General features: G+C 55.9%; 17 protein-coding genes and 1 tRNA gene. 15 read left to right on the forward strand and 3 right to left on the reverse strand.

Features of this window, described 5'->3' with window-relative positions:
• Positions 1–180 precede the first annotated feature (180 nt).
• Positions 181–312 carry a hypothetical protein gene (locus tag ACR0FG_RS05650; RefSeq protein ID WP_480890964.1) on the forward strand — a complete coding sequence of 44 codons (132 nt, stop codon included), beginning with the start codon at positions 181–183 and terminating at the stop codon, positions 310–312.
• A 71-nt stretch (positions 313–383) separates the two neighbouring features.
• On the opposite strand, the gene ACR0FG_RS05655 is transcribed toward ACR0FG_RS05650, so the two are convergent.
• Together ACR0FG_RS05655 and ACR0FG_RS05660 are read right to left on the reverse strand one after the other, a co-directional pair.
• Positions 384–629 (reverse strand): hypothetical protein, encoded by a 246-nt coding sequence (locus ACR0FG_RS05655; protein ID WP_170711569.1) that lies wholly within the window; start codon positions 627–629, stop codon positions 384–386.
• The gene (locus ACR0FG_RS05660) at positions 629–1282 is read right to left on the reverse strand and encodes an alpha/beta hydrolase (protein WP_170711568.1); all 654 of its coding nucleotides are present in this window, start codon (positions 1280–1282) and stop codon (positions 629–631) included. Before ACR0FG_RS05660 ends, ACR0FG_RS05655 begins: the two co-directional genes overlap by 1 nt.
• Before the next feature lie 178 nt (positions 1283–1460).
• Between ACR0FG_RS05660 and iscR the strand changes: the two genes are divergently transcribed.
• From iscR to ACR0FG_RS05710, 10 genes are all read left to right on the forward strand, one after another.
• A complete protein-coding gene (iscR, locus tag ACR0FG_RS05665; RefSeq protein WP_170711567.1) occupies positions 1461–1919 on the forward strand; it encodes a Fe-S cluster assembly transcriptional regulator IscR in 459 nt (152 codons plus the stop codon).
• Between the two features lie 60 nt (positions 1920–1979).
• Positions 1980–3023, forward strand: a complete 1044-nt coding sequence (locus ACR0FG_RS05670) for a cysteine desulfurase family protein (RefSeq protein WP_480890966.1) — start codon at positions 1980–1982, stop codon at positions 3021–3023.
• An 18-nt stretch (positions 3024–3041) separates the two neighbouring features.
• Positions 3042–4562 carry a Fe-S cluster assembly protein SufB gene (gene sufB, locus ACR0FG_RS05675; RefSeq protein WP_170711565.1) on the forward strand — a complete coding sequence of 507 codons (1521 nt, stop codon included), beginning with the start codon at positions 3042–3044 and terminating at the stop codon, positions 4560–4562.
• Entirely contained in the window at positions 4562–4765 is a 204-nt protein-coding gene (locus ACR0FG_RS05680) for a hypothetical protein (protein WP_480890969.1), read from the forward strand. The genes sufB and ACR0FG_RS05680 overlap by 1 nt, the downstream gene beginning before the upstream one ends.
• Before the next feature lie 49 nt (positions 4766–4814).
• Complete coding sequence (gene sufC / locus ACR0FG_RS05685) at positions 4815–5570, forward strand: Fe-S cluster assembly ATPase SufC (protein ID WP_480890971.1); 756 nt, start codon at positions 4815–4817, stop codon at positions 5568–5570.
• Positions 5570–6850, forward strand: coding sequence for a Fe-S cluster assembly protein SufD (gene sufD / locus ACR0FG_RS05690; protein ID WP_480890973.1), 1281 nt, complete (start codon positions 5570–5572; stop codon positions 6848–6850). The genes sufC and sufD overlap by 1 nt, the downstream gene beginning before the upstream one ends.
• Positions 6850–7335, forward strand: coding sequence for a YIP1 family protein (locus ACR0FG_RS05695; RefSeq protein ID WP_170711561.1), 486 nt, complete (start codon positions 6850–6852; stop codon positions 7333–7335). Before sufD ends, ACR0FG_RS05695 begins: the two co-directional genes overlap by 1 nt.
• Positions 7332–7898 carry a Yip1 family protein gene (locus ACR0FG_RS05700; RefSeq protein WP_480890975.1) on the forward strand — a complete coding sequence of 189 codons (567 nt, stop codon included), beginning with the start codon at positions 7332–7334 and terminating at the stop codon, positions 7896–7898. The genes ACR0FG_RS05695 and ACR0FG_RS05700 overlap by 4 nt, the downstream gene beginning before the upstream one ends.
• A gap of 13 nt (positions 7899–7911) precedes the next feature.
• A complete protein-coding gene (locus ACR0FG_RS05705; RefSeq protein ID WP_480890977.1) occupies positions 7912–9132 on the forward strand; it encodes a cysteine desulfurase in 1221 nt (406 codons plus the stop codon).
• Positions 9133–9209: 77 nt separating this feature from the next.
• Positions 9210–9286 (forward strand) — tRNA-Arg (locus ACR0FG_RS05710).
• Between the two features lie 474 nt (positions 9287–9760).
• Here the strand turns inward: ACR0FG_RS05710 and mepK are convergent.
• Positions 9761–10330, reverse strand: coding sequence for a peptidoglycan L,D-endopeptidase MepK (gene mepK / locus ACR0FG_RS05715; protein ID WP_170711550.1), 570 nt, complete (start codon positions 10328–10330; stop codon positions 9761–9763).
• Between the two features lie 346 nt (positions 10331–10676).
• On the opposite strand from mepK, the gene ACR0FG_RS05720 reads away from it, so the two are divergent.
• Genes ACR0FG_RS05720 through ACR0FG_RS05735 form a run of 4 tightly spaced genes read left to right on the forward strand, consistent with a single transcriptional unit; the run spans position 10677 to position 14912 of the window.
• A complete protein-coding gene (locus ACR0FG_RS05720) occupies positions 10677–12278 on the forward strand; it encodes a L,D-transpeptidase family protein (protein WP_480890979.1) in 1602 nt (533 codons plus the stop codon).
• A gap of 34 nt (positions 12279–12312) precedes the next feature.
• A complete protein-coding gene (lpxD, locus tag ACR0FG_RS05725) occupies positions 12313–13404 on the forward strand; it encodes a UDP-3-O-(3-hydroxymyristoyl)glucosamine N-acyltransferase (RefSeq protein ID WP_480890982.1) in 1092 nt (363 codons plus the stop codon).
• A 32-nt stretch (positions 13405–13436) separates the two neighbouring features.
• The gene (locus tag ACR0FG_RS05730; RefSeq protein ID WP_170711547.1) at positions 13437–13694 is read left to right on the forward strand and encodes an acyl carrier protein; all 258 of its coding nucleotides are present in this window, start codon (positions 13437–13439) and stop codon (positions 13692–13694) included.
• A gap of 9 nt (positions 13695–13703) precedes the next feature.
• Positions 13704–14912: a beta-ketoacyl-[acyl-carrier-protein] synthase family protein gene (locus ACR0FG_RS05735; RefSeq protein WP_480890986.1), complete on the forward strand. Its 1209-nt coding sequence runs from the start codon at positions 13704–13706 to the stop codon at positions 14910–14912.
• The last annotated feature ends 31 nt before the right edge of the window (positions 14913–14943 follow it).

Genomic DNA, 14943 nt, shown 5'->3' on the forward strand with positions numbered 1-14943 from the left:
AGTCTTTCCTAGGTCTCGGTCCGGGTTGATCACAGAAACCGAGATTTAGGCAAGCAAAATCCAACTTTTGGTTTGGGGTAAGACTTCCTTAAGGTCAGGTAAACCCGACTATCCGGCACTTGGGAAAGCGTGCTATGCGTCTAAGTGTTTACGAGTAAAAGTTGTTTCGAGTTTTAGAAAATGACGACATTTGCCAAATATATCGTTGTGATTTCGGTTCTGATCGTGGCGCTGGGGTGGCTTGCAGACGGGGGGTCCGTCGACATGGATGCAGCCCAGAATGTTGAACGGTTAACGGGTATTCAGGTTTAAGCGTCCACATGGCCGAAAAACTAAAAAAGGAGCTTTTGAGCTCCTTTTTTTGTGTGCTTAGCTTGCAAGGCTCATTGTTTTTCGATGGCTTTCAGTCTTGACCGATGATCGGTCAGTTTCTGCACAACGAATTGCCGGGCCTTACGTTCCGCCATGCGCACGCGGATTTCGGTCAAAAAAGCCTCTTCCAGCGATTGCGAGGATGCACCCAAAACCTCTCCGACCTCGACAAAGAAACGATCCTCGCCGGTTTCGTCCATTACCTTCATGGTGTCTTCGGCCAGCTTGGCGGCCAGCGTGGTAATGGTGTCAGACATTATCTTGTGGTCTCGGTCAGGCGGCGTTTCACGTAGTCGGTCACATCGGTCATCAGAGTGTCCATGTGGCGGTCTTGGAAAAAGTGATCCGCACCTTCGACCTCGTTATGAGTGATTGTGATGCCCTTTTGCTCGTGCAGTTTCCCAACCAGCGAAGCTGTGTCAGCGGGCGGCGCAACGCGGTCGGACGACCCGTTGATGATCAGCCCCGAGGATGGACAGGGTGCCAGGAACGAAAAATCGTACATGTTTGCCGGGGGGGAGACACTGATAAATCCAGTAATCTCGGGGCGACGCATCAGCAGTTGCATTCCGATCCACGCGCCGAACGAAAAGCCAGCAACCCAGCAGTGTTTCGAATTGTTGTTCATCGACTGCAGGTAATCCAGTGCCGAGGCTGCGTCGCTTAGCTCGCCTATGCCCTGATCATACTCACCCTGGCTGCGCCCAACGCCCCGGAAATTGAACCGCAACACGGTAAAGCCCATGTTGTAAAAGGCGTAGTGCAGATTATAGACCACCTTGTTGTTCATGGTTCCGCCGAACTGAGGATGCGGATGCAGAACGATGGCGATCGGTGCGTCTTTTTCCTTTTGCGGGTGGTAGCGGCCTTCCAGGCGGCCTTCGGGTCCGGGAAAAATCACCTCGGGCATATGGGCTTTTGTCCTGTCTTTTTCTCATTGGCACCGGGATATACTTGACGGTAATCCTCGGGTACCTTAGAACGGTTCTAATTGTTTTCGCATTGCGCGATGGCGCTGTCAGTCGGAGATACGCACTGGCTGCGGCGGCGTCAATGTTTTCGCACCAATCTTGCCGCGAGGGGATGATATGAAGCTGTCAACCAAAGGCCGTTACGCGATGGTTGCCCTGGCTGACATCGCTTTGCAGCCATCAGAAAGATTGGTCACGCTGGGCGAGATTTCCGAGCGTCAGGATATCTCGCTGCCATATCTCGAACAGCTCTTTGTAAAGCTACGCCGCGCCGAGCTTGTGGCTTCGGTGCGTGGTCCGGGTGGGGGATACCGCCTGTCGCGCCCAGCGTCAGATATTCGTGTGGTCGAAATTTTGTCAGCCGTAGATGAAACGGTGGACGCCATGCACAAAGGTGCAGGTGCCTCGGGCGGGTCATCCGGTAGTCGCGCACAGTCGCTTACGAATCGACTGTGGGAAAGCCTGAGCGCGCATGTCTATGTGTTCCTGCACCAAACCCGGCTGTCGGATGTCATCAGAAATGACCTTGCGCCATGTCCAGCCGTTCCAAACCTGTTCGCTGTTGTGGACGACTGATGTGATGCGCTGTTCGAATTTAAACCATTTTATTCGGGGAACACCGGAAAAGGTGCATCTATGAGGCGTGTTTATCTGGATCATAATGCAACGACGCCTCTACGCCCCGAGGCGCGGGCGGCGATGATCGCAGCTATGGATATCTGTGGAAACCCGTCCTCGGTCCATGCTGAAGGGCGCGCGGCCAAGGCGTTGGTTGAAAAGGCGCGCGCGCAGGTCGCGGCGGCGTTTGGCGCAGACGGCGCGGATGTGGTTTTTACCTCTGGCTCGACCGAGGGGGCTGCCTTGGCGTTGGCTGGTCGCGAGTTGCAAGGTGCTGAGATTGAGCATGACGCCGTAAGAGCTTGGGTTAAAAGTATTTTACCAGTCTCACAGGATGGCCAGGTCAAGGTCACCGAACCGTCTAGCTCTGTTTTGCAGCTGGCCAACTCGGAAACCGGGATTGTTCAATCGTTGCCATCGGGGCTGGCAGTGACCGACGCAACGCAAGCTTTTGGCAAGCTGCCGCTGGCATTTAACTGGTTGGGTGCCGATATGGCGCTGATTTCGGCGCACAAGATGGGTGGTCCCAAGGGTGTCGGAGCTGTGGTGATGAAGCGCGGCACAGATATTCCAGCCCAGATCAAAGGCGGTGGTCAGGAAATGGGCCGTCGATCCGGAACAGAAAATGTCATTGGAATTAGTGGGTTCGGGGCTGCAGCCGAAGCAGCAGCAACGGATTTGGCAAATGGCGTTTGGGAAAAAGTTGAAGAACTTAGAAATATTCTAGAAAAGGCCCTTGAGGCTAGTTCGCAATCGACTATTTTTGTCGGGAAAGGGTGCGAGCGCCTGCCGAACACTCTGTGTTTTGCGACCCCCGGTTGGAAGGGTGAAACGCAGGTCATGCAAATGGATTTGTCAGGGTTTGCGATAAGCGCTGGCTCGGCTTGTTCCAGCGGCAAGGTGCGCGCCAGCAACGTGCTGACCGCGATGGGATACGACGAACTGACGGCTGGCAGCGCGATACGTGTTTCGCTGGGGCCAGAGACGACGGAAGAAGATGTGCTGCGTTTCGCCGAAACGTGGTTGGAAAAACAAAAGAACCATCGCGCGCGGGCCGCGTGATCTGACGGAGGGTGTCTTATGGCCGCTTTGGACCAGACCCAGGTAAAAGAAGGTGTCGATCAGGAAACCGTGGATGCGGTGCGCGAGGTCGGAACCTACAAATACGGTTGGGAAACCGATATCGAGATGGAATACGCGCCCAAAGGCGTGAATCCGGATATCGTCCGTCTGATCTCGGACAAGAATGATGAGCCAGAGTGGATGACCGAATGGCGGCTTGCTGCCTTCGAACGCTGGACCAAGATGGAAGAACCCAACTGGGCCATGGTCAGCTATCCCAAGATCGATTTTCAGGACCAGTATTACTATGCCCGTCCGAAATCGATGGAGGAGAAGCCGAAGTCGCTGGACGAGGTTGACCCCAAGCTTTTGGCCACATACGAAAAGCTGGGTATCCCACTGAAAGAGCAAATGATTTTGGCAGGCGTCGAAGGTGCGGAAGACGCCCCGGCTGAGGGCCGCAAGGTTGCGGTAGACGCCGTGTTTGACTCGGTTTCGGTTGGTACAACTTTTCAGGCCGAATTGAAGAAGGCCGGGGTGATCTTCTGCTCGATCTCCGAGGCGATCCGCGAACATCCTGAACTGGTGAAGAAGTATCTCGGCACCGTTGTGCCGGTTTCGGACAACTTCTATGCCACGCTGAACTCAGCCGTCTTCTCGGACGGTTCGTTCGTCTACGTCCCGCCGGGTGTGCGCTGTCCGATGGAGCTGAGCACGTATTTCCGTATTAATGCCGAGAATACCGGCCAGTTCGAACGCACGCTGATCATCGCCGACAAGGGCTCTTACGTCTCGTACCTGGAAGGCTGCACTGCACCACAGCGCGACACTGCGCAGCTGCACGCCGCGGTGGTCGAGATCATCATCGAAGAAGACGCCGAGGTGAAATACTCGACCGTTCAGAACTGGTTCCCCGGGGATGAAAACGGCAAGGGTGGTATCTATAACTTCGTGACCAAGCGCGCCGATTGCCGGGGCGACCGGTCCAAGGTGATGTGGACGCAGGTTGAAACCGGCTCGGCCGTGACCTGGAAATACCCGTCCTGCATCCTGCGCGGGGATGACAGTCAGGGTGAGTTCTATTCGATCGCGATCGCCAACAACTATCAGCAGGCCGATACCGGCACGAAGATGGTGCATCTGGGCAAGAATACCAAGTCGCGGATCGTGTCTAAGGGCATCAGTGCGGGCAAGGCGCAGAACACCTATCGCGGGCTGGTGTCGATGCACCCCAAGGCCAAAGACAGCCGCAACTATACGCAGTGCGACAGTTTGCTGATCGGAGACAAATGTGGCGCACATACAGTGCCTTACATCGAGGTTCGCAACAACTCCTCACGCGTGGAACACGAGGCGACGACGTCCAAGGTGGATGACGACCAGCTGTTCTATTGCCGTCAGCGCGGTATGGACGAAGAAGAAGCCGTGGCGCTTGTCGTCAACGGGTTCTGCAAGGACGTCCTGCAGGCGCTGCCGATGGAATTTGCGATGGAAGCGCAGCAGCTCGTGGCAATTTCTCTGGAAGGGTCGGTTGGCTGATGGCGCGCACGCCCCGGACCCGCATCCAAAAGGATGATGTGCTGATCTGGCTTGGCTATGCCCTGCCGGTTCTGGGCGGTTTGCTGGGCGTGGCTTATGTCAACATCAACTATTTCGAATTCATCAACCCGGTCTGGGCGATTGGCGGCGGTGCAATCCTTGGTTGGATTGCAGCGCGTCTGATCCGTAAGGCGCTGGGATAAAAATTATCTGGGGCCGCAGGCTCTTTGCGACACGCAAAAGGACAAAGAAATGCTGGAAATCAAAAACCTGCACGTCAAACTTGAGGAAGAAGAAAAAGAGATCCTCAAGGGCGTGGACCTGACGGTCGAGGCCGGAAGTGTTCATGCGATCATGGGGCCAAACGGGTCGGGGAAATCGACGCTCAGCTATGTGCTGTCGGGTCGCGACGGGTACGAAGTGACCAACGGTTCTGCGACATTGGATGATGAAGATCTTTTGGAACTGGAACCGGAAGAGCGTGCGGCCGCAGGTCTGTTTCTGGCGTTTCAATACCCGGTTGAAATCCCCGGCGTTGGCAACATGACCTTCCTGCGCACCGCCGTGAACGCTCAGCGCAAGGCTCGCGGCGAAGAGGAGCTGTCGGCAGCGGATTTCCTGAAAATCATCCGGGCCAAGGCGAAATCGCTGAAAATCGATGCGGATATGCTAAAGCGTCCGGTCAATGTGGGTTTCTCGGGCGGTGAGAAAAAGCGTAACGAAATCCTGCAGATGGCGATGCTCGAGCCAAAGATGTGCATCCTGGATGAGACGGATTCGGGTCTGGATGTGGACGCGATGAAGCTGGTATCCGAAGGCGTGAATGCCCTGCGCGATGAAGGGCGCAGCTTTCTGGTGATCACGCACTATCAGCGTCTGTTGGATCACATCAAACCCGATGTTGTTCACATCATGGCCGATGGCCGTATCGTGAAATCCGGCGGTCCTGAACTGGCTCTGGAAGTCGAACACAACGGTTATGCCGATATTCTGGCTGAGGTGAACTGATGGCATTGCCACAAGCAAAACAGACCGCAACAGAAGAGCGGCTGGCGTCTCTGGTCATGCCGGATGCCGGGTGCACCCGTAAGGCACGCGAGGCCGCTTTGGCCCGCGTGCGGGAAATGGGCCTGCCAGGTCGACGGGACGAGTATTGGAAGTATACCCGGCCGGATACACTGGTGTCGGCCGAAGCTCCGGAAGCGGCTTTGTTTCACACCGATGAGCCGATGATGTTTCATGAATTCGATCGGCTGAAGATCGTTTTTATTGATGGCGTCTTTAGCCCGGAAGAGTCGGATGAGCTGGAACTGGAAGGTGTCAAAATCGACCGGTTGGAAGATATCTGCTGCAAAGATATTCATTGGGCCAAAGAGTTATATGGCGTTCTTGAAGCGCGCGGCCAGAGCCCGGTGCAGCGACCTCTGGCGGCTTTGAACACGGCGTTCGCCTCGGATGGGGTGGCGATTCATGTGACAGGTAAACCATCAAAGCCGATCAGCCTGATTTATCGTCATGCGTCCGAAACATCGGATGCGATCCTGCATCACATCGTGCGCGTCGAAAGTGATGCCGAGGTTACGATCCTTGAAAACGGTCCTGCGGCCTCACGCTTTAACAAATGCATGGAGATCGACATTGCAGATGGCGGCACTCTGCATCACATCCGCGCGCAGGGCCGCGATCATCAGCGTCGCGCCGCCACGCATATGTTCACGCGGATGGGGCAGGAATCGGTATACAAATCGTTCACGCTGACGGTTAACGGCGTTCTGACCCGAAATGAACAGGTGGTTGAACTGACCGGTGATGATGCGGTGGCGCACGTGGCCGGTGCCTGTGTCGGTGACGGAGATTTTCACCACGATGACACGGTTTTTATCACCCATGATGCGGTGAACTGCGAAAGCCGTCAGGTGTTCAAGAAGGTACTGCGCAACGGTGCGACCGGCGTATTTCAGGGTAAGATCCTTGTAAAGGAAGGTGCTCAGAAAACCGATGGGTATCAGATCAGCCAGTCGCTGCTGCTGGATGATGACAGCCAGTTTCTGGCCAAGCCCGAGCTTGAGATCTATGCCGATGACGTTGCGTGTTCGCACGGCTCAACATCGGGCGCGATCGATGAAACGGCCTTGTTCTATCTGCGTTCGCGTGGTGTGCCGACCGAAGATGCGACCGATATGCTGACGCTGGCCTTTCTGGCCGAAGCTGTCGACGAAATCGAGGACGAAGAACTGGCATCTGTCATCGTATCCCGCCTGCAAGACTGGCTGGCTCGCCGCCGCTGATGCCTGTCACAAGCGATATCGTGGCCACATATCGCGGCCCCGGTCGGGTTGTGCGCCGCCTTCTGGACATGGGCCCGCGCGAAGATCGTGCGCTGGCCTTTGTGATGGCCTTCTGCGTGATCGGCTTTATCGCGCAGTTGCCCGGCCTAGCGCGGCAGGCCCACCTTGAAGGATCCGAACTTAACATGCTGATGGGCGGCGCTCTGCTGGGATCAGTCTTTATCCTTCCGCTTCTGATCTACGGACTGGCCTGGGTCTCGCATCTGGCCGCACGGGCATTTGGTGGTAAAGGTTCCAGCTATGGCGCGCGGCTTGCATTATTCTGGGCGCTGCTGGCTTCGGCACCGCTGGTACTATTGAACGGTCTGGTGGCAGGATTCATCGGCCCGGGTGCTGCGCAAACACTGATTGGCCTGTTATGGGTTGCGATTTTCCTCTGGTTCTGGTTCTCGGGGTTGAGGCAAGCGCAAGGGGCGTCTGGATGAGTTCCGCCACATTGATGAATATGGTCGTTTTGACCTTGTCGAACCCGGCTGAGGCTGCGCGGCGCCTGTTGGCGATGCGCTTGGGTGGCGATGTGCTTTGGTTGGCTTTCTTTCTTGCCGTGATACTGAACGCGCTGGTGCAATCCGCTTCGGGATTCGTGCTGCCGCTGGACTCATCCGGTGCGCAGCAACTGGCCGAGCCGATGTCGCGTACGTTGTTCGTTTCGGTCAGCGCAATACTGATCAGCGTTGTGACATTTCTGTTTGTTGGCAGGTTCTTGGGGGGCACCGCATCTTTTTTTGAGATCATGACGCTGGTGGTCTGGCTGCAGATATTGCAGATCTCAGGGCAGGCGATCGTGATCCTGGCGGTTGCCTTTACCCCGTTCCTGTTTCTGCCCGCCAGTTTGGTGATGCTGGGTCTAAGCCTTTACATCACTCTACATTTCCTGAATGAGGCACATAAGTTCGCCTCGATTGGCAAATCGTTTCTGGTGATGCTTATCTCGGGTGTTCTGGCCCTGCCATTTGTTCTTTGGTTGACCCCCGGCGGGCCTGTATAGGGAAACTCTGTCCATGTACGACGTGCAGAAAATCCGCGCTGACTTTCCGATCCTGTCTCGGCAGGTGAACGGCAAGCCGCTGACCTATCTGGACAATGGCGCCTCGGCGCAAAAGCCACAGGTGGTGATTGATGCGGTCACGCAGGCTTACGCGCATGAATATTCAAATGTTCACAGAGGGTTGCACTATCTTTCTAATCTCGCAACAGAAAAATACGAGTCCGTTCGTGGTACAGTCGCGCGGTTTTTGGGTATCGCGGATGAGGATGAAATTGTCCTGAACTCCGGTACGACCGAGGGGATCAATCTGGTTGCCTACGGTTGGGCCATGCCACGCCTGCGAGCCGGGGATGAGATCGTCCTAAGCGTGATGGAGCATCACGCCAATATCGTACCCTGGCATTTCCTGCGCGAACGACAGGGTGTCGTGCTCAAATGGATCGATGTGGATACGACGGGTCATTTGGATCCTCAGGCAGTGATTGATGCGATCGGGCCGAAGACCAAGCTTGTCGCGGTCACGCATTGCTCGAACGTGCTGGGTACGGTGGTCGATGTAAAGGCGATCACGCAGGGGGCACATGCCAAAGGCGTGCCGGTGCTGGTCGACGGCAGTCAGGGCGCGGTTCACATGCCGGTCAATGTGCAGGACATCGGCTGCGATTTCTATGCGATCACCGGGCACAAGCTCTATGGTCCTTCAGGGTCTGGCGCGATCTACATTAAGTCTGACCGCATGAACGAGATGCGTCCATTCATCGGCGGCGGCGACATGATCAAAGAAGTCTCGAAGGATGAGGTGATCTACAACGATCCGCCGATGAAGTTCGAGGCTGGCACCCCCGGAATTGTTCAGACCATCGGTATGGGTGCTGCGCTGGACTATATTATGAACCTGGGCATGGAAAGCATCGCTGCCCATGAAGCCGGGCTTCGCGACTATGCGATGCAACGCCTGACCGGCTTGAATTGGCTTCAGGTGCAGGGGACAACTGCCGACAAGGCCGCGATTTTCAGCTTTACGCTGGATGGGGCCGGACATGCGCATGACGTGTCGACCATTCTGGACAAAAAGGGTGTCGCCGTTCGCGCCGGTCATCACTGCGCCGGACCCCTTATGGATCATCTCGGCGTAACGGCGACATGCCGCGCAAGTTTTGGGCTTTATAACACGACCGATGAGGTTGACACATTGATCGAGGCACTTGAACTGGCGCATGATCTGTTCGCCTGATCGAGCCCAGAAACCATGGCGAGGGATGCGCATTTCCAGTTGCACCCCGTCCGGAACAAGGGTAGCTAACCTCCAACGCACCTGTAGCTCAGCTGGATAGAGCGCTGCCCTCCGAAGGCAGAGGCCAGAGGTTCGAATCCTCTCAGGTGCGCCATTTCCAACAGAAATTCCGTAGCTTACGCTGATCCGTGGTTCCTTCATGAACTTTGGGTTGGAAACACAGGTTTGACTAAGATCTGAGCGTTCAAAGGCCCATAGTTTGGGAAATGACGGATAGGTAAACTCGCTATAAAGTTATGTGACCGTCAAAGATGGTCCCAAAGAAAGCCGAATATCGCGGTCAAATAGAGGCCGATGATTACGTAAACTCGATGACCGTCATCCACCCATTCCTGAAGCGTCAATGAAAAACATTTCAATCTGCACGCGCTATGGTCACCGCTAAATTCCCCACCAAGCAGAAGGAAGGTTCCGAAGCCACCAAACAAGAGTAACGTGGTCCATTTTCTGACATGTCGGGGCATCCGCATCGGATTCCCTTAGCGATCAAATGAGACGGTTTTTGGGTCTTGCACGCCGCCAGTGAAAATTGACGAAGAGGAGCAAGCGAATAGTGTTGCTTGGTAGCTTAACCGCGCCACGTGCGGATATCGCCGCAGTCCATGTGAACAAAGTTCGAGCGGTAGTATTGGCCAACGCCACCCGCCCGACACGACATCGCCGCCTTGGCCATTTGTGAAACGGAGCGCGAGGCTAGCCGAAGATCCGCCGCCTGACCTTTCATGTGCAGCGAATTGCGGGCCACACCGCGCGACCGAGATCGCAACATCGCGTTGGTCTTGGGTGAACGGTAACCTGACAGAAGCATGTAGGGTTCGCTGGCATCCAGAAGGTTGTGCGAGGCGGCCATGATGTCGATAGTCCGCAGATCCATCTTCATGACCTGATCATTACGCCAATCACGCATGAAGTGGTTCACTTCCTTAACGGCGTCCTTGATGTATTTTCCATCGACCCAATAAACCATGTCGATGCGCTCGCCGGTACGACCCGAATACATGCGAATACGGCGAATGTCGCCGCCACCACGAAGGAATCCTGCTGCATTGGAATAAGTCGGTGCCGCGACCACTGCCGTTGCGGCGAATGCGCCCAATAGGGCACGCCGGGTCAAGCCCGAGGTACTGCTCTTGGTCATTTTTGTTTCGTCCCGTACTGTTCCTGCCTGCGCACGATGTTACGCGCGCTGTCTTAATTTTTTCCCATCCCAGATGCGGATTTTATGGCACACTCGGATTCGCGAGCCAAGCAGTCTTTCGCCTAGCTGATTTCAAGGGGGAATTTTCGGCAGTTTTTTGCGCAATTGATGCGGTTGCGCCGCGTTTTCAGACGGCGACCAAAGACCAAGATGCAAACGCGCATCAGGATGCAAAAGATGCAGTTTGGTGATACATTTGTGAATAGACAAGTTCATAGTCACGTAACATTATTTTTCCTACGCTCTGAATGGCGCGTCCAAGTTATTGAATAATCAAGGTCATCCTATGCAATCCGTTGCCCGTACCAGTACCCGTTTCCTGTTTGCCCTAAGCCTTGCGCTGTCTGCGAGCGTTGCCAATGCAGATACTAGCTCAACTGCGTTTCAGATGGCGCTGGCGGAAAACGCGGCATCGAACTCTGCGCTTTCAGCGTATTATCGGCAGAACGGATATGACCCCATTTGGGTTGGAACCGGGCCTGATCACAAGGCGCGCCGGGCAGCTCTGGTCAAGGTGCTCTCCAATGCGGATCGGCACGGGCTGCCAACTGGCCGCTACAACGTTCGGGCTTTGCTGGAAAAAATGGAAACTGCCCGAACCACCCGCGATCTGGGTGCGGTCGAAGCCGAGTTGAGTCGGGTATTTATCAAATACGCGACTGATCTGGAGGCTGGCATTGTCACGCCGTCGAAGATTGATGATGGCTTGGTGCGCAAGGTCGACCGGCAACCGGCTTCTGAGCATTTGCGGCGACTCGTTACCGGTCAATCCGCCGAGTATATCCGGCAACTTGGCCCTGACTCTTCGCAGTATCGCGCTTTGATGAAACAAAAGATGCTGTTGCAAGAGTTGATTGCCCAGGGCGGGTGGGGTGCAACGGTACCTGTGACCAAACTGGAGCGGGGCGATTCCGGACCGAATGTGATCAAGCTGCGCAATCGGCTGGTTTCAATGGGGTATCTCAAACCAACGGCGAGCCCGGTCTTTGACGATGATCTGATGGCAGCCGTACAGGCGTTTCAGACAGCTCATGGACTTGAAGCAGATGGTGTTGCCGGAAAAGGGACGATCACTGAATTAAACCGCTCGGCATCGGATCGCCTCAAGGCAGTGATGGTCGCATTGGAGCGTGAACGCTGGTTGCCTGAAGAACGGGGTGAGCGTCATATTCTGGTGAACCAGGCCGATTTCTCGGCCAAGATTGTCGATGATGGCCAGGTCACGTTCGAAACCCGCGCGGTTATCGGAAAGAACGTACATGATCGCCGCAGCCCCGAGTTCTCGGACGAGATGGAGCACATGGTGATCAACCCAAGTTGGTATGTACCACGCTCGATCATCACCAAAGAGTATCTTCCGAAGCTGCAATCGAACCCGAATGCGGTGGGGCATATCCAGATCACTGATCGCAGTGGGCGGCAGGTCAATCGTGGCGCTGTCGACTTTACGCAGTTCACCGCACGGAACTTCCCGTTTTCGATGCGTCAACCGCCCAGCAACAGCAACGCGCTGGGGCTGGTAAAATTCATGTTCCCCAACAAGTATAACATCTATCTGCATGATACGCCTCAGAAATCTCTGTTTGCGCGCGAAGTGCGGGCGTTCTCTCATGGCTGTATCCGACTGGCGCAACCGTTCGAATTTGCCTATGCGCTGCTGGCGCGGCAGGAGGAAAATCCCAAGGCGTTCTTTCACCGGGTTCTGAACACCGGGAAAGAGACCAAGGTTGATCTCGAAAAGCCGGTGCCGGTGCATCTGATCTATCGCACGGCCTATGTCGGTCCAAAAGGTGAGGTTCAGTACCGCCGTGACGTTTACGATCGGGATCGGAAAATCTGGGATGCGCTCCAAAAGGCGGGGGTGGTCCTGCCAGACGTTCAGGGGTAATCACGGGGCAAACCCTGCAATAAGAAAGCCCGCCATGCAGTTCACAATTCAACAAATCGCCCAGTCGCTTGGTGCCGAGGCCAAGGGGCAAATTGATCTGACCATTCTGCGCGCGGCTGAACCACAGGACGCAGGACCCACGGATCTGGCGATGGCTATGGCTCCAAAATACGCCGAGGCGCTTGCTAAAGGCGACGCACGGGCGGCGGTCTTGTGGGAAGGGGCGGATTGGCAAAAACTTGGACTTGATGCCGCAATTTTCGTTGGGCGACCGCGTATGGCGATGGCGGGTATCACCGCCATGCTGGATCGCGGGCAGGGCGTGATTGCCGGTGTTCACCCGTCCGCTGTTATCGATCCGACCGCCGAATTGGGGGCTAATGTTTCAGTCGGCCCGCTGGCTGTAATCGGCGCGCGGGCACGGATTGGCGCGGGCTCGGTGATTGGATCGCATTGCGTCATCGGTATGGACGCCACAATCGGAGAGAATGCCGTTCTGCGCGAAATGGTCAGCATCGGCGCGCGATCGCGGATCGGCGACAGGTTCATAGCACAACCCGGTGCCCGCATTGGCGGTGACGGTTTTAGCTTTGTGACACCTGAGGTCTCGGGCGCGGAAAATGCGCGGAAAACCATGGGCGATCAGGGCGAGGCCAAGGCCCAAAGCTGGCTGCGTATCCATTCGCTTGGCGCGGTTGAAATTGGTGACGATGTCGAGGTCGGGGCCAATTGCACCGTCGATAACGGCACGATCCGCAATACGGTGATCGGCAGCGGGTCCAAACTTGATAACCTTGTTCATGTCGGTCATAACACGCGTGTTGGGCGCGATTGTCTGCTATGTGGTCAGACCGGCGTGTCCGGCTCAGTTGAGATCGGCAATAACGTGGTGCTTGGTGGCCAGACGGGCGTGGTGGACAATATCTTTATAGGCGACGGAGTGATCGCGGGCGGCGGAACAAAAATTCTGTCCAACGTTCCAGCAGGCCGCGTGATCATGGGTTACCCCGGCATCAAGATGGACTCGCATACCGAGATTTACAAAGCTCAGCGCCGTCTGCCACGTCTGGCCAACGACGTTGCGGCGCTGAAAAAGGCTGTTTTCAAACAGCCCCAGAGCGATTAAATCATCCCCAACGCGACAATCAGGGGAACGACATGAGCATCAGCGACCGCGTCATCGCAATCATTGCAGAGCAGGCCGTGCTGGAGCCATCGGATGTAACGCCCGACAGCACCCTCGAAGATCTGGGCATCGATAGCTTAGGTCTGGTCGAAAGCATCTTTGCCATCGAAGAAGAGTTCGATATCTCGGTTCCATTCAACGCGAATGAGCCAACTGCCAGTGATTTTGACATCTCGAACGTCGCGAAAATCATCGCGGGCATCGAAAAGCTGGTGTCGGAAAAGGTCTGACATAATCTCATGAAGCGCGTCGTCATCACCGGGGCCGGTACAATCAACTCGTTGGGCCATTCGGTGCCCGACACGATGGACGCCATGCGCGAAGGTCGTTGTGGCATTTCCGAGCTTGAGTTTCGGGATGTCGAGCGGCTGGCCATCAAGATCGGTGGGCAGGTGCGCGGGTTTGAGGCCGAAGGCCGGTTCAATCGTCAGCAAATGAGCCTTTATGATCGGTTCACCCAATTCACTTTGACAGCTGCAAAAGAGGCGATTGAACAATCCGGGATCGTATTTTCAGGCGAAACTGCGGCGCGGTCCGGTGTTGTGCTGGGTACTGCAGGGGGCGGCGTTTCCACATGGGACGACAATTACCGCTCGGTCTATGAGGACGGAAAGAACCGCGTGCACCCCTTTGTGGTGCCCAAGTTGATGAACAACGCGGCTGCCAGCCATGTATCGATGGAGCATAACCTAAAAGGCCCCAGTTTCACGGTTTCGACAGCTTGTGCGTCCTCGAACCACGCGATGGCGCTGGCCTTTCAGATGGTGCGCAGTGGTGCAGCACCAGCGATGTTGACCGGCGGGTCCGAGTCGATGTTGTGTTTTGGCGGTGTGAAGGCCTGGGAAGGGCTGCGCGTTATGTCCAAGGACGCGTGCCGCCCGTTTAGCGCCAATCGCAATGGCATGGTGCAGGGCGAAGGCGCGGGGATCTTTGTCTTTGAAGAATACGAACATGCGCGAGCTCGGGGCGCGGATATCCTGTGCGAGGTAGTCGGGTTTGCCATGTCCTCGGATGCGTCCGACATTGTCATGCCCAGCAAACAGGGTGCGTCACGGGCGATGGCAGGGGCTTTGGCAGACGCCAGTCTGAATGCTGGCGATGTCGGGTATATCAATGCGCACGGCACCGGGACGGCAGCCAATGACAAAACCGAATGTGCGGCTGTTGCGGATGTATTCGGAAAACATGCCGATGACCTGATGATCTCGTCGACCAAATCGATGCATGGTCATCTGATCGGGGGAACTGGCGCGGTCGAACTGTTGGCCTGTATCATGGCGTTGCGCGACGGCGTCATTGCACCAACAATCGGTTACGAAGAGCCCGATCCAGAATGTGCCCTGGACGTGGTGCCGAATGAGGCACGCGAGGCAAAGGTCGAGGTGGCGCTTAGTAACGCGTTTGCCTTTGGCGGGCTGAACGCGGTTCTGGCACTAAAGCGGGCCTGAACTTCTGAAATCATACAAAGCAAACGCCGCT

This window comes from Ruegeria sp. E1 (assembly GCF_056534225.1).

Coding starts and splice junctions, on each gene's coding strand:
- ACR0FG_RS05650 (WP_480890964.1), top strand. CDS start 181: ATGACGACATTTGCCAAATATATCGTTGTGATTTCGGTTCTGATCGTG.
- ACR0FG_RS05655 (WP_170711569.1), bottom strand. CDS start 629: ATGTCTGACACCATTACCACGCTGGCCGCCAAGCTGGCCGAAGACACC.
- ACR0FG_RS05660 (WP_170711568.1), bottom strand. CDS start 1,282: ATGCCCGAGGTGATTTTTCCCGGACCCGAAGGCCGCCTGGAAGGCCGC.
- iscR (WP_170711567.1), top strand. CDS start 1,461: ATGAAGCTGTCAACCAAAGGCCGTTACGCGATGGTTGCCCTGGCTGAC.
- ACR0FG_RS05670 (WP_480890966.1), top strand. CDS start 1,980: ATGAGGCGTGTTTATCTGGATCATAATGCAACGACGCCTCTACGCCCC.
- sufB (WP_170711565.1), top strand. CDS start 3,042: ATGGCCGCTTTGGACCAGACCCAGGTAAAAGAAGGTGTCGATCAGGAA.
- ACR0FG_RS05680 (WP_480890969.1), top strand. CDS start 4,562: ATGGCGCGCACGCCCCGGACCCGCATCCAAAAGGATGATGTGCTGATC.
- sufC (WP_480890971.1), top strand. CDS start 4,815: ATGCTGGAAATCAAAAACCTGCACGTCAAACTTGAGGAAGAAGAAAAA.
- sufD (WP_480890973.1), top strand. CDS start 5,570: ATGGCATTGCCACAAGCAAAACAGACCGCAACAGAAGAGCGGCTGGCG.
- ACR0FG_RS05695 (WP_170711561.1), top strand. CDS start 6,850: ATGCCTGTCACAAGCGATATCGTGGCCACATATCGCGGCCCCGGTCGG.
- ACR0FG_RS05700 (WP_480890975.1), top strand. CDS start 7,332: ATGAGTTCCGCCACATTGATGAATATGGTCGTTTTGACCTTGTCGAAC.
- ACR0FG_RS05705 (WP_480890977.1), top strand. CDS start 7,912: ATGTACGACGTGCAGAAAATCCGCGCTGACTTTCCGATCCTGTCTCGG.
- mepK (WP_170711550.1), bottom strand. CDS start 10,330: ATGACCAAGAGCAGTACCTCGGGCTTGACCCGGCGTGCCCTATTGGGC.
- ACR0FG_RS05720 (WP_480890979.1), top strand. CDS start 10,677: ATGCAATCCGTTGCCCGTACCAGTACCCGTTTCCTGTTTGCCCTAAGC.
- lpxD (WP_480890982.1), top strand. CDS start 12,313: ATGCAGTTCACAATTCAACAAATCGCCCAGTCGCTTGGTGCCGAGGCC.
- ACR0FG_RS05730 (WP_170711547.1), top strand. CDS start 13,437: ATGAGCATCAGCGACCGCGTCATCGCAATCATTGCAGAGCAGGCCGTG.
- ACR0FG_RS05735 (WP_480890986.1), top strand. CDS start 13,704: ATGAAGCGCGTCGTCATCACCGGGGCCGGTACAATCAACTCGTTGGGC.